The organism is Bacillus sp. CGMCC 1.16607 (genome assembly GCF_042683745.1).
In the GTDB taxonomy this organism is placed as follows: Bacteria; Bacillota; Bacilli; order Bacillales; family Cytobacillaceae; genus Pseudoneobacillus.
This window is the reverse complement of the sequence record NZ_JBHUJX010000029.1, coordinates 55,976-70,575: the sequence shown is the minus strand read 5'-3', so window position 1 is coordinate 70,575 and position 14,600 is coordinate 55,976. Positions and strand designations below refer to the sequence as shown.

Below are 14,600 nucleotides of genomic sequence, written 5' to 3'. Positions count from 1 at the left end.
ATTTACCCCATTAAAACTTTTAAAATAGCTTTTTGGGCATGGAGGCGATTTTCCGCTTCATCGAATACAACCGAGTGTGGCCCATCAATAATTTCTTCTGTTACTTCTTCCCCACGATGTGCTGGAAGACAATGTAAGAAAATAAAATCCTTTTTCGCCAACTGGCAAAGAGTCTCGTTCACTTGATATGGTTGGAAAATTTCTAGCCTTTGTGCCGTTTCATCCTCCTGTCCCATACTAGTCCACACATCTGTTACTACTACATCAGCTTGATTAATTGCCACTTGAGGATCATTAGTAATCTCTACAACACTTCCATTATATTTAGCCTCTTCCATTACCGCTGCGGTAATTTCTGAATTCGGCTTATACCCTTTAGGACTTGCAACACTAATATGCATACCGACTTTTACTGCACCTTCCATTAATGAATGGGCCATATTATTGTTTCCATCGCCAATGTAACACATCTTTAATCCTGCCAACTTCCCTTTATGTTCAAGGATTGTCAGTAAATCAGCCATCACCTGTGTTGGATGATGTAAATCAGTCAGTCCATTAATGACAGGAACCGTTGCGTGCCGAGCAAACTCCTCCACTGATTCATGAGCAAATGTTCGAACCATGATCCCATCTACGTATCGGGACAAAACTTTGGCTGTATCAGCTATCGTTTCTCCTCTTCCTAACTGAATATCTTTTGAGCTCAAGAAGATTGCATTGCCCCCAAGCTGGAGCATCCCCACCTCAAATGAAACACGAGTACGAGTAGATGACTTTTCAAAAATCATTCCGAGTACCTTTCCACTTAAATAACTTTCCTGTTTCTTTTGCTTTTTTAGCTGAAGCGCCACATCTAATAGGTGAAGAAGTTCAGCCGATTGAAAATCCGCTAGTGCTAGAAAGCTTTTTCCTTTAAAATTAGCCTCTATCATATCTTTATCACTGTTCATTTTTACCGCATTGATCATCTTTGCACCTCACTTAAATTTAATTCCGCAATGGTCCGCACTTGCTTTGCCTCATTTTGAATATTCTTTAATCCCATCAACATTTTTACCGTATCCAAATGAGTAAAACATGGTACTTTGTAGCGTAGTGCTTGTTCTCGAATATAGAATCCAAACTTCTCCTGATTTCGCCCTTGCGTTGCTATGTTGACAACCGCTGCTATTTGATTATTTTTTAATAAATCATTCAGTTGCCCATGATCATTAACCACTTCTTCTACCAAAATCCCATTCTCTTTCAAAAATCTAGCTGTTCCCTCTGTCGCCATTATTTTCACATTATTTTGAGATAGCTCTGAAATAAATGGTAGACTATCCTCTTTTTCTCGGTCGGAAATTGAACATAAAACGGCTCGTTCACTTTGAAATAACGGATGCTCTCCTTCATTCCATAACGTTTTAGCTAATGCCTCCTGTAAGGTAAGGCCAATTCCAAGAACTTCACCTGTTGACTTCATTTCGGGACCTAAACTAAAATCAACCCCTTTAAGCTTACTAGATGAAAAAATTGGTGCTTTTACAGAATAATAGGATGGTTCTTTTACCAATCCAACTTCTCGGAAAATATCCTTCAAATGATCTCCTAATTGTACATTCGTTGCCCATTCAATCATCGAAATACGAGTTACTTTGCTCATAATCGGTACCGTTCTTGACGATCTAGGATTGACTTCCAATACATATACTTCATCATCATGTATCACATACTGAATATTCATCATTCCGATAATCGGTAAGGATTGGGCGATTTGTTCTGCATAATGGAGCATTTTTTCTTTCTGCTCACCTTTTAGTGACACAGGAGGGAAAATTGTGACACTGTCTCCTGAATGAACTCCAGCTTTTTCAATATGTTCAAAGATACCGGGTACGACGATACTTTCACCGTCGCTTATGATATCCATTTCACATTCGAGACCAGGTACATATCGATCCACCAGTAGAGGCCACATTTGATCCAAAGCTTGCTCACTTAATTGGATTGCATACTGAGCTAGCTCTTCTTCCTTATAAAAAGTAAACATTGATTGCCCACCAATGACATAGGACGGTCGAACTAAAACAGGAAAACCAATCGATTTAGCCGCCTCCATCAGCTGTATACAATCCGTAACAGCTTCTCCTTCTATATGGGGAATCTCTAGTTCCTTTAGTAATTGATAAAATTGCTTTCGATCCTCTAACTTGTCAATGGCTTCTGTAGTGGTGCCTAATACATGCACTCCCTCTTCCTCTAGCGCTTTCGCAAGATTAATCGCCGTTTGGCCACCGAACTGAATCAATACCCCTTCAACCTGTTCCTTCTCGATTACATTCAAGACATCCTCTAATGCCAATGGCTCGAAATAAAGTTTGTCTGCAATCGAATAATCAGTGCTAACAGTCTCTGGATTATTATTGATGACGATCGCTTCTATTCCCTTTTTCTTCAATGCCTCTGCTGCATGAACGGAAGCATAATCGAATTCGATTCCTTGACCAATTCGAATCGGTCCTGAGCCAATGACTAATACTTTTCGCTTCTTAGTGGTTTTGACTTCATCCTGTCCTTGCCAAGTGGAATAATAAAAAGGTGTCACGGCGTCAAATTCAGCTGCACAAGTATCCACCATTTTATAGCTAGGCTTTAGGCTCCATTCCTTCCACCTGATTCGAATTATATTTTCAGAAACCCCATAAATTTTTGCTAAAAATTTGTCACTGATTTGATAACGTTTTGCTTTTATTAGCAGAGTTTGCGGAACATCCCCCCACGTATAAGTTGCTAGCTCTTGCTCAAGCTTCACAATAGCTTGAATCTTATATAAAAACCAAAGATCGATATCGGTTTGTTGATGGATCTCCTTAGGAGACATCCCTTGAAACATCGCTCGAGCAATAGCAAAAAGTCTTATATCATTTGGTTGAGTTAAATCCTCCATTACAAATGGCTTCAATGAAGACATGCTTAAACTAAACAAGTTCATTTCTAACGAACGAATCGCTTTATTTAAAGCCCCTTCAAACGATCGATCAATGGCCATCACTTCACCCGTTGCTTTCATTTGTGTCCCTAACGTTCGGTCCGCTTCAGGAAATTTATCAAATGGGAAACGCGGTAATTTAACAACAATATAATCAATCGCTGGTTCAGAGGAGGCAAAGGTATTACCAGTAATCGGATTAATAAGTTCATCTAAATGGTAGCCAATCGAGCACTTTGCCGCCATCCTTGCAATGGGATATCCCGTTGCTTTCGACGCAAGAGCAGACGAACGACTCACCCTTGGGTTTACTTCAATAATGCAGTATTCGTTTGAGAATGGGTTAAGAGCAAATTGAATATTACAGCCACCAATAATTCCAAGCTCTCTAATAACCTTTAATGAAGAATCTCTTAAAAGCTGGTATTGGACATCATTAAGTGTTTGAGACGGAGCTACAACAATGGAATCACCTGTATGAACGCCAACGGGATCCATATTTTCCATATTACAAACGATGATACAAGTGTCATTCGCATCTCTCATCACTTCATATTCGATTTCCTTCCAACCTTTAATACTTCTTTCGACTAAAACTTGCTGAATCGGGCTTGCTGCGAGACCCTTCTTTATAACCGTTTCAAACTCGTCGTCGTTATAAGCAAAGCCTCCACCATCTCCACCAAGTGTATAAGCAGGACGAATGATGACAGGATATCCTATTTTACTAACAAACTCGTAACCTTCCTCAAAGCTTTGAATAATCATCGATTCAGGGATGGGCTCACCAATTTCAAGCATCAAATCACGAAACTTTTCCCTATCTTCTCCTTTTTGAATCGATGAGACCGATGTTCCTAAAAGTTCGACCCCATATTTCTCTAGAATTTTTTTCTCATGAAGTTCGACCGCCAAATTTAATCCAGTCTGCCCTCCAAGTGTTCCTATTAATCCATCAGGTTTTTCTTTTTGAATAATTGTTTCTATTGAAGATAGTGTGAGAGGTTCAATATAAACTTTGTCAGCGATACTCTCATCAGTCATAATGGTAGCAGGATTACTGTTAATCAATATTACTTCAATACCTTCTTCTTTTAAGGCGATACACGCTTGCGTTCCTGCATAATCAAACTCTGCAGCCTGACCAATGACGATTGGACCCGAACCGATGACAAGTACTTTTTTCAAATCTTTACGTAGCGGCATATTGTAACTCTCCTATAGAAGTTAAACTTTTCACAAAGTCTTTTAAAATATGAACAGTGTCGCTAGGTCCTGGATGGGCTTCTGGATGAAATTGAACCGACTCAATCGGAAGGGAAATATGCTTTAAGCCCTCGATTGACTGGTCATTCACATTTCGATACGTGACCTGAAAAATAGATTGATTAATACTTTCATTAACCACCACATAGCCATGATTTTGAGAAGTTATTTTTACTTTTCCTGATTCAATCTCCTTCACCGCATGATTCGCACCTCGGTGACCAAAAGCTAATTTATCCGTCTTTGCACCGTACGCTAATGCAATCAACTGATGCCCAAGACAAATACCTAAAGTAGGAAACTGTTGAGTGATCTTCTTAATTTCTGAAAACCAAGGCTGTAAATCCATCGGATCGCCAGGACCATTGCTTAATAAGATCCCATCCGGTTGTAAAGTTTTAATTTGGGATAAGGTTGTATTGAAAGGAACAATTGTGACAGAACATTTTTCTTCTAATAGAGCAGTTAAGATTGATTTTTTATATCCATAGTCGACTAATACCACATGTGGTCCATTATTTTTATATGTTTCGATTTTTTTCGTTGAAACATTTTCAACCCAAAATGTATCTGGTTCCTCCTTAAATACATTCTGTCGACTAATAACCCCTTTTACGGTTCCCTTTGCCCGAATTGTTTTTACTAAAGCTCTAGTGTCGACTCCAGCAATTCCCGGAACGGCTACTCGTTTTAATTTTTCAGAAAAGCTTTGAATCGATTGATAGTGACTAGGTGTTTCACATGCTTCGCCAATAATGACCCCTGATAATAATGGATGAATTCCCTCATCATCGTCCTGATTCACTCCATAATTTCCGATCATTGGATAACAGAAAGTAATCATTTGACCTGCATAGGAAGGATCTGTCATAATCTCCTGATACCCAGTCATACTCGTATTAAACACAACCTCACCAACAGAATCCTTAATCTCTCCAATCAAGGTACCTTCGAAAACCTCCCCAGTCTCGAGGATCAAATATCCATGTTCCAAATGATTCACTCCTTCTCTAGATGCCTTGAAGAACTTCTTCTAAGACGGCCATCAATTCTAGAATTTCTTCTGGAGACGTTGTTAACGGTGGTAAAATTCTTACCACATCTGGTCCAGCTGTTAAAATCAAGACTTGATGATCAATCGCCTTTTTAACGATTTCTAACGCCCTTCCTTCAACAACCATCCCCATTAATAAACCTTTTCCGCGAATAGCTGTAATGATTGGAAACTTTTCCTTTAGCAATTGCAATTGTTCCTCGAAAAATACACTTCGTTCATTCACCTGTTTTAATAGATTACTAGAGAGAATATGGTCAACCGTTGCAAGTCCAGCCGTCGTAGCTAGTGGATTACCACCAAACGTACTACCATGACTTCCTGGATCAAATGCTTTTGCCACTTCACCTTTAGAAATGATTGCCCCAATTGGAAAGCCCGACCCTAACCCTTTTGCTAGACTAATCACATCCGGCTCGATTCCATATTGTTCATAAGCAAATAAAGTTCCGGTTCGACCAATACCTGTTTGAATTTCATCGATCATTAATAAAATGTCATGTTCGTTGCAAATCTTTGCTAATTGTTGAACCCATCCATCATTAGCTGGAACGACCCCACCCTCTCCTTGGACGAGTTCAAGGAGAACCGCGCAGGTTGTAGGGGAAGGAATGTCTTTTAAAGCCTCTAAATCATTGTAGGGGAGATAGCGAAAACCTGGCATAAGCGGAAGAAAACCATGTTGGATTTTCTCTTGCCCTGTTGCCGATAAAGTCGCTAATGTTCTTCCGTGAAAGGATTGCTGAAAAGTAACTACTTCAAATGCATCTGAACCTTTTATTTTCTGAGCATATCTTCTCGCCAATTTTATCGCTGCTTCATTCGCTTCCGCACCGCTATTACAAAAGAACACTTGGTCACCGCAACTGTTTTCGACTATTATGCTTGCAAGCTTCTGTTGCGAAGGGATGTGGTAAAGATTTGAACAATGCCAAAGGCTTTGAATTTGTTCTTCCAGTTTTTCTGTAACAGGCTCTGGTACATGCCCAAGATTACAAGTGGCAATCCCAGAAGTAAAATCAAGAAATTGATTTCCTTTATTATCCCAAACATAACTTCCTTTTCCTTTTACTAGTGTAATAGGAAAACGAGTATAGGTTTCCATGACGGGGGACAGTTCAGCAATAGAAACTTTATTTGACATACAGCTCCTCCTTATGTAACACAATTTTCGTTCCAGTTTTTTCACCGTTGCAGTATTGATATAGACTACTTTCTTCTAAACCATTAATGATCGATACTTCTGGAATATGATGAGCTAGACCATCTATAGCTGCCTTTACTTTTGGAATCATTCCGCCTTTTATTTGTCCGTCTTCAATCATTGCTTCAACCTCAAGCTTAGTGATTTCCTCTAATACGATCCTTTGATTGTTATCATCTAAATAAATTCCGGGAATATCACTGATTAAACAAAGGTTCACTCCTAAGGCATTTGCTATAGCAGATGCTGCCATATCCCCATTAATGTTATATCTTTGACCTTTTTCATCCATTCCTACCGGTGAAATCACCGGGATATATCCCTGTTTCATGACTTCAACAATGACAGAAGTATTCACTTCCACGACTTTACCCACAAATCCAAGTTCTTCTGCCCCTTCGATCGGTTCGGCCTTTAACAATAAGCCATCTATCCCACTTAAACCAATAGCCTTTCCACCTGCTTCAATTAAATAACGGACCAGTTGTTTATTAGCTGAACCGCTTAACACCATTTCCACGATATCCAATACTTGTTGGCTAGTTACACGAAGACCATTGACAAATTTTGTCTCCATCTTTAGTGATGTTAATAAGGAGGAAATTAAAGGTCCTCCTCCATGCACAATTACAGGCATCCACCTGTTCGACTCATGAAGCTCAATGATCTTTTTATAAAATGAAGCTGGCAGTTGTTCTTGAACACTTCCACCAATCTTCAAAACAACGACTTTCATGCCATTTCCTCCTATGTGCGATAGGATGCATTAATTTTGATATAATCATAGGATAAATCACAACCCCAGGCCGTTGCTTTCCCATCACCTTGGTTCATGTCGACATATACATAAATATTTTCTTGTTCTAAATATTTTTTGACTTCCTCCTCGTCCATCAAACAAGGTAAGCCTTTATCAACCATTAGATATGGACCGATTGAAACGGATACGAGTGTCGGGTCTATCGGAATCCCACTATAGCCTATGGCACAAATAATTCTGCCCCAGTTAGGATCAGTCCCATAAATAGCTGTTTTAACTAAATTCGAAGAGATAATCGCTTTACCGATTGCTCTCGCTGCTTCTACATTTTTTGCTCCTTGTACTTGAACCTCAACTAGTTTAGTCGCTCCTTCTCCGTCCCTAGCAATCTTCTTCGCAAGCGATTCACATACGATCTTTAAACCATCCACAAATACATTCCAGCTTGGGTGGTCTTTTGTTAGCTTGTTATTTTCAGCCTCTCCATTTGCCATGACTAAAACCATATCGTTTGTGCTCGTATCTCCATCTACCGTTATCATATTAAAGGTTTGATTCGTAATGCTTTTTAGTGCATCCCATAAATCTGGGTAGTCGATTTTTGCATCCGTCGTGACAAAACCCAGCATTGTGGCCATGTTCGGATGAATCATCCCGGAGCCTTTTGCTGCCCCACCGATGCTGACAGTTTTCCCATCAATCTCCATTTGTACAGCTATATTTTTCACCCCAGTATCTGTCGTTAAAATCGCTTGTTCAAAAAGATCTGCACCTAAATGTTCAGTTTCCAAAATATGCTGCACACCGTCCTTAATTTTTCCAACAGGTAGTGGTACCCCTATTACCCCTGTCGAAGTAACGGCCAAATAATGATTAGGAATATCTAAAACTTTCGCAAATTCCGCTTGCATTGTCTGTGCGTCGATCCATCCTTGTTCACCAGTACAGGCATTGGCATTTCCTGAGTTTACTAGGATCGCTTGAATCTTTTTTTCTATTTCGATACTTTTTTGCGTGACGAGCAGCGGTGCCGCTTGGAAGAGATTCGTTGTATATACACCCGCTGCAGTTGCCGGTACAGCTGAATAAATATACCCTAAATCTAATTTTTTCCGTTTGATTCCACAATGTATTCCCCCAGCCTGAAACCCTTGTGGTGTTGTAACATTCCCATTTTCTAGAACAACAATTTTTTCTTTTGTCATTACTTGCATTTTTATCATCCCCTTTATGGATAAACTGGTATTTCTAGTAGTCCCGTACGTACGTCCCAACCATTAAGTATGTTCATATTCTGTATTGCTTGGCCAGACGCCCCTTTTACTAAATTGTCTATAACAGAAATGATTGTTAATCTGCGAGTTCTTTCGTCCACATATAATCCGATATCGCAAAAATTACTTCCATATACCTCCTTTGTCGCTGGAAAATCCCCTACGGAACGAATTCTTACAAACGGATGAATTCGATAAAACTCATTGTATAAATGATGGATATCTGACGTATTCAATGACTCGATTAAATTCACATGAATCGTACACATAATTCCTCTTGTCATTGGTACTAAGTGTGTAGTGAAAGTGATCGGCGAGAGCTGACCTGTTTCATCCTCAATTGTTTGTTCAATTTCTGGAATATGTTGATGTTGGCCAATTTTATAAGCTTTTAAGTTTTCATTTACTTCTGCAAAATGTGTATTTAGTGACACACTTCTTCCTGCTCCAGATACACCCGATTTCGCATCAATGATGATAGACTTACTGTCTACTAAGTTATTTTTTATTACTGGCATTAATCCAAGTAAACTTGCTGTTGGATAGCAGCCTGGGTTGGCAATAAGTGAAGCAGCTTTAATTTTCTCCTCGTAAATTTCACTTAATCCGTAAACCGCTTGATGTAAGTATTTCTCTTCTGCAGCTGAATGCTTATACCAGGATTCGTAGCTTTCTGCTGACTTCAACCGAAAGTCTCCCGAAAGATCAATGCACTTTACACCAGTTTCTATTATTTCTGGAGCAATTTCCTGACTGATTCCTGAAGGAGTCGCCAAGAAGACCAATTCAACCTCTTTACAAAGTTCCTGTATATTTAATGACTGTAGTGATTGATCAATGATGTTTGTAACATGGGGATATGTCATATGAAGGCTGCTTCCAGCTTGTGAGTTCGAAATAATGGATGTCACTTCAACATACGGATGTTTTTGCAGTAATCTTATAAGCTCAATCGAACTATATCCCGTCCCGCCAATAATGGCTGCTTTCATTTCTTGTTCACTCCCAATTTTTCTAATTACTGAATTATTATACTTTTGAGTTAATAATTATGCAACATAATAAATAAATATTTTTTTTTGATAAATCTTTAATCTAAATAAATGATTAAAATGTTTATTATCTTACTTATGGACACTTTAGATAGCAAAATTATCCCAAAATTCAAATATGTATATTTATAAAATAACCCAAATAAAAAAGCAGTTGCGATTTATTCACAACTGCCTTCACTACCCTATTCGAAATCATATTTCTCAATTAAATTTTTCGCTGATGTGGCACTGCCGATATAAGGTATTAAGATAAGTTCATACTTAAAAGCTTCCGGTTTTAGTTGATATTGTGGAAGCGGTCCAGGGCCACAGCTATTACTTCCTATTCCATTTACTTGATGATCTATGTTTAACGTAATAAAATGGCGCTTTTTTAATTGATATAGATGCTTCGCATCCTCGATATCTTCCTTCGTATAATAATGAGCACTAAAATTCATATTCGTTTTTCCTTTAGCGCTTAAGCCAAAATTGACTCCATTATGGAAGCTAGCCCACTTCACATCACTGCGATTCCCATTTTCCTGTGGATACACGTATGGGAAGAATAATTCATTAACGGTCATACTGTAATGCCCCATTTTGCAAGCAAGCTTACTGTCTGGATAACTTTCCCATGGCCCTCTACCATGCCAGCTTGCATGAGCTAAACGGACCGGTAATTTCACCTCAAGACCCACCTTAGGCCAAGTGGTTGGAAGCTTTCCGTATGGCTGTCCTTTTACCGCTAATTGGATATGACCATTACTAAAGATCGTATACTCATAGCTTCCATTGACACCCCAATCTAAAACCCTCGGTGCAACATTCGTTTCGATTCGAATTTTTACGGTAAACTCATCAACCTGTTCATATTCTATCCATTTAGGATCATGCTCCATTAGGTGAAGATAAGATTCCTTCCACTCTTTGACGATATACATTTCATTATCGGTTATAGCACGCCAAAAGTTCATTTTTGGCCCTTCTAGCATGACGGTTTGATCTTGATAAATCCACTTTGAAATCGTTCCAAGTACCTTTGAAAAAATAATTTCAAAATCGCTTCCCTTAATAACCATTTCTGTGACATTGTCTTCAATCGAAAGTGGATGACTGTTTTGATTACTATTCTTCTCTATTGACCTACTCTTTCCTACAGGCAGAATAAATTGTGCCCAAGCGATTTCATGTCCTTGTTTCGCCCATAATGTGTCCTGCTTCAACGTAAAGTTTAGATTCAAGTAACACTCTTTATTGGAAATCCCTAATTTGTTATTAAAAGGAATACAAATAGCACCCTTCTCACCTGCTGGAACATATGGTAATTCATAATTCCCACTTTCAACAATCTTCCCATTAGACGTTACATTCCAAGAAAGATTAACATGCTCTAGAGATAGGAAGTCATAACGGTTCTCGATTACCAATTCACCGATTTCGATATTAGAGGCTGTTACGGCAATAGGTTCAATGATCTTCTTATATTGATGTAGTCCTGGGGATGGAGTTCTATCTGGACGAATTAATCCATCTATACAAAAGTTGCTGTTGTTCGGATCGTCTCCAAAATCGCCACCGTAAGCGAAATATTCTTCGCCATCCGCCGTGAATTGTCGTAGACCGTGGTCAATCCATTCCCAAACAAAGCCACCTTGTAGACGCTTATATTGATAGAAGGCCTCCCAATACTCTTTCAGTCCACCTGGTCCATTTCCCATGGCATGGGCAAATTCACATAAAATATGCGGCTTTTCCCAGTTTTGTTCGTTTGCAAAGCCGATGATTCTTTCAACAGATGAATACATCGTACTGAAAATATCGGTGGCCTTTGTTTCACGATCCCCCTCATAGTGAACAACGCGAGTCATATCAAGCTCTTTACATCTTTTATACATCGCTTCAAAATTACAGCCAAAGCCCGATTCATTACCAAGTGACCACATGATAATACTTGGGTGATTTTTATCTCGTTCTACCATTCTTTCCAATCGCTCTACATAAGCAGCTTCCCACTCAGGATCACTACTTAAGCGATTAGCATCACCTATTAATTCAAAGCCATGTGTCTCAAGATCTGTTTCATCAATCACATATAAACCGTACTCATCACATAAATCGTAAAAACGCGGGTCATTCGGATAATGCGCAGTACGAACAGCATTGATATTATACTGCTTCATCATGATAATATCCTGCTTCATCTTCTCAAAAGAAACCGTTCTACCTGTATCCGGATCGTGATCATGGCGGTTCACACCTTTGAACATGATTGTTTTTCCGTTTACCTTCAGATTCCCATCTTTTATTTCAATTTTACGAAAACCGATTTTGTACGGAATGACTTCAATTATTTGATCCGATCCATCTTTTAAAAAGAGAAGTAGAGTGTATAAATTAGGATCCTCAGCGGACCATTTTCTAGGTGTTGAAATTTGCGTCTGAAGGGTAACAGTTTTTACATCAGTTCCTCCAATCGTTTCTCCCTTTGATACTATTCCTTCACTAACACATTCGTGTTGGTCAATAAGCTTGTATTCTAGCGTGAAGCTTTGCTGCTTCATAGTAGTGTTTTTTACATTTGCTCGGATATTTAATACTGCATCCACATATCTTTCATCTAAATCAGTCGTTACATGGAAATCATAAACATGAATATTAGGTAAAGATACGAGATAGACATCTCGGAAAATTCCACTTAACCACCACATGTCTTGATCTTCTAAATAAGAACCATCACTCCATTGGTACACTTTTACAGCAACGGTATTCTTTCCTTGCTTTATAAAGGGAGTAATGTCGAATTCTGCAGTTAACCGACTTCCTTTACTAAAACCAACCTCATGTCCGTTTATCCATAAATGAAAGGCACTGTCTACCCCTTCAAAGCAAAGATGGATATTGCGACCATCCCAATCATTCGGCAAATAAAAGTCTCTTCGGTAACACCCAATCGGGTTCTTTTCTGGAACATGTGGCGGATTTACTGGAAAAGGATAATATAAATCCGTATAATGCGGCTGCCCATATCCTTGAAGCTGCCAAACACTAGGCACTTGGATAATGTCCCATTTACTAGAATCATAGGTTTCTTCGAAAAAATTTTTTGGTACTAAAAGTGAATGTTCAGAGTAAAAAAATCTCCAGCTTCCATTTAGTAATTGAAAGGTAGAGGCAGTTTCTCTGTTCCAGTCTAATGCCTCTGCCTCATTTATGTACGAAATAAAATGTGTTCTAGGATTTAAACGATTTCTATGTAATAATGTTTGATTATTTATATCTTCTTTCGTAAACATTTTGTTAGTCATGTAACATCGTCACCTCTATATTTTTCATTTTTCCTTAATAGAAATAGATGAGCGTATCAGAGGGATTCGCTCATCTTTTATTATATAACATCTGAAAATAGCTTCATCTCATTTCATCGACTTGGGTATTCCTTATCAAGCTTAAGTTTACACATGATGGCGAGCTTTCACTTTTTTTAAATAAGAACGCCAAGTTATACACCATTTATCCGGGTTATCTAAGTAATCCTGCTCATCTAATTTGTGAATCGTACTATTTTGTGGAGCATTCGTAATGATACTAGGATTTTCATAGGCTTCCTCAGAAATTTGTTCTAGCGCCAAAATATATTCATCTAAATCCTGCTTTGAATAAGACTCCGTAGGTTCAAGGGTGAATGGCTGTTTGACGATATACGGATGGTGACTCGTCCAGTAGTGAAGACCAAAATCAGTCATTCTTCTTTGGATATCCTCTGTCGTAATTCCCGTTTCATTCGTTAATTGTTCCCAGCTATAACGAACTTGCTCTAAACGATGTCCTTTAACATACGGTGCACTCGCTCCTTGGATCTGAATTACTTTATGGTACATATAGTTATTATTTAAGACGGCAATTTTTGCTACTTCCTTTAGTCCAGCTGCTCCTAGTGCTCGAATCCAAGCATAAGAACGTAAAACTGTTTGAGCAACTCCATGAAAGGCACGAACTTTACCGATAGAATTTTTCAAATCATATTGAAGTGAATATTTCCCATCCATAAATTCCACAATTGGGACAGGTAAGAACTCTTTTAATTCATCGATTACTCCAAGGGCACCTGTTGCGGGTCCTCCACACATATGTGGGGCAGCGAATGTTTTGTGTAAATTAAAGAAACACATATCAAAGCCTGCTTCTTTTGCCCTCGTAATGCCTAGTAATCCATTCGCATTTGCTTGATCGTAATAACAAAGACCTCCTGCATCATGAACGATTTTTGTGAACTCTTTAATTTTCGGATTAAAGATCCCTGTATCCTCTGGGTTTGCCACAACAAAGCCGGCCGTTCTTTCTGATACAACCGCTTTTAATTTTTCAATATCCGGAAAACCATTTTCATCTGGATGCAAGGTTATAATTTTATAACCCTTAACTGCTGCAGTTGCGGCTTGTGATGGATGCGAGAAAATCGTTGTAATAATTTCATTCCTTTTTTCACCTTCGCCTCTTTGTTCATGGTATTTCCTTACAATAGATGCCATCACAAATAAAGCTTGTGTGCCACCACTTGGTTGAAAAGAGAAATAATCCATTCCAGATATTTCTCTCATACACAAGTCTAACTTATAGAAAATTTCCAACATTCCTTGTACCGTCTCTTCTGGCTGAAACGGATGAAGCTCCATCATTTTGGGATTTCTAGTTAACATCTCATTCACTTTTGGAATATACTTCATCGTACATGTTCCTTGACCGATTTCAACGTTAAAATCCGAACCAAGAGTTTCTTGTGAAAGTCGAAGATAATGTCTTAATACTCGAGCTTGACCAATTTCCGGAAGATTAGGTTTGCTCTTTCTTTGCATTGATTCTGGTACTGAGGATATACCGTCCCCAACTGCCAAGGCGATGCTTTCATGTACTGGAGGTAATTCTATCCCTCTTTCTCCCTCTTGATGAAGTTCAAAAATAATAGGCTCATTCCACTTTGCCTGATGAAAATCACGGGTTTTACTTGTGCGTTGAATCATTTCCAAGCCGAAC

The 14,600-nt window shown here is 38.7% G+C and carries 9 protein-coding genes; all 9 read right to left on the bottom strand.

The window, feature by feature from the left end; translation table 11 throughout:
* Positions 1-2 precede the first annotated feature (2 nt).
* The gene (argF, locus tag ACFSO7_RS22255) at positions 3-971 is read right to left on the bottom strand and encodes an ornithine carbamoyltransferase (protein WP_377879636.1); all 969 of its coding nucleotides are present in this window, start codon (positions 969-971) and stop codon (positions 3-5) included.
* Positions 968-4,180, bottom strand: coding sequence for a carbamoyl-phosphate synthase (glutamine-hydrolyzing) large subunit (gene carB, locus ACFSO7_RS22250; protein WP_377879635.1), 3,213 nt, complete (start codon positions 4,178-4,180; stop codon positions 968-970). Before carB ends, argF begins: the two co-directional genes overlap by 4 nt.
* Positions 4,167-5,234 carry a carbamoyl phosphate synthase small subunit gene (locus ACFSO7_RS22245; protein WP_377879634.1) on the bottom strand — a complete coding sequence of 356 codons (1,068 nt, stop codon included), beginning with the start codon at positions 5,232-5,234 and terminating at the stop codon, positions 4,167-4,169. The genes carB and ACFSO7_RS22245 overlap by 14 nt, the downstream gene beginning before the upstream one ends.
* A gap of 16 nt (positions 5,235-5,250) precedes the next feature.
* Positions 5,251-6,438, bottom strand: a complete 1,188-nt coding sequence (locus ACFSO7_RS22240; protein WP_377879633.1) for an acetylornithine transaminase — start codon at positions 6,436-6,438, stop codon at positions 5,251-5,253.
* Positions 6,428-7,234 carry an acetylglutamate kinase gene (argB, locus tag ACFSO7_RS22235; protein WP_377879632.1) on the bottom strand — a complete coding sequence of 269 codons (807 nt, stop codon included), beginning with the start codon at positions 7,232-7,234 and terminating at the stop codon, positions 6,428-6,430. The genes ACFSO7_RS22240 and argB overlap by 11 nt, the downstream gene beginning before the upstream one ends.
* 11 nt (positions 7,235-7,245) lie before the next feature.
* Complete coding sequence (gene argJ / locus ACFSO7_RS22230) at positions 7,246-8,472, bottom strand: bifunctional ornithine acetyltransferase/N-acetylglutamate synthase (RefSeq protein ID WP_377879631.1); 1,227 nt, start codon at positions 8,470-8,472, stop codon at positions 7,246-7,248.
* 14 nt (positions 8,473-8,486) lie between these two features.
* Positions 8,487-9,524, bottom strand: coding sequence for an N-acetyl-gamma-glutamyl-phosphate reductase (argC, locus tag ACFSO7_RS22225; protein ID WP_377879630.1), 1,038 nt, complete (start codon positions 9,522-9,524; stop codon positions 8,487-8,489).
* 245 nt (positions 9,525-9,769) lie between these two features.
* On the bottom strand, positions 9,770-12,874 hold the full coding sequence (ebgA, locus tag ACFSO7_RS22220) for a beta-galactosidase subunit alpha (RefSeq protein WP_377879629.1): 3,105 nt from the start codon (positions 12,872-12,874) through the stop codon (positions 9,770-9,772).
* 147 nt (positions 12,875-13,021) lie between these two features.
* Positions 13,022-14,587, bottom strand: coding sequence for an aminomethyl-transferring glycine dehydrogenase subunit GcvPB (gcvPB, locus tag ACFSO7_RS22215; protein ID WP_377879655.1), 1,566 nt, complete (start codon positions 14,585-14,587; stop codon positions 13,022-13,024).
* Positions 14,588-14,600: the final 13 nt, after the last annotated feature.

Coding starts and splice junctions, on each gene's coding strand:
- argF (WP_377879636.1), bottom strand. CDS start 971: ATGATCAATGCGGTAAAAATGAACAGTGATAAAGATATGATAGAGGCT.
- carB (WP_377879635.1), bottom strand. CDS start 4,180: ATGCCGCTACGTAAAGATTTGAAAAAAGTACTTGTCATCGGTTCGGGT.
- ACFSO7_RS22240 (WP_377879633.1), bottom strand. CDS start 6,438: ATGTCAAATAAAGTTTCTATTGCTGAACTGTCCCCCGTCATGGAAACC.
- argB (WP_377879632.1), bottom strand. CDS start 7,234: ATGAAAGTCGTTGTTTTGAAGATTGGTGGAAGTGTTCAAGAACAACTG.
- argJ (WP_377879631.1), bottom strand. CDS start 8,472: ATGCAAGTAATGACAAAAGAAAAAATTGTTGTTCTAGAAAATGGGAAT.
- argC (WP_377879630.1), bottom strand. CDS start 9,524: ATGAAAGCAGCCATTATTGGCGGGACGGGATATAGTTCGATTGAGCTT.
- ebgA (WP_377879629.1), bottom strand. CDS start 12,874: ATGACTAACAAAATGTTTACGAAAGAAGATATAAATAATCAAACATTA.
- gcvPB (WP_377879655.1), bottom strand. CDS start 14,587: ATGATTCAACGCACAAGTAAAACCCGTGATTTTCATCAGGCAAAGTGG.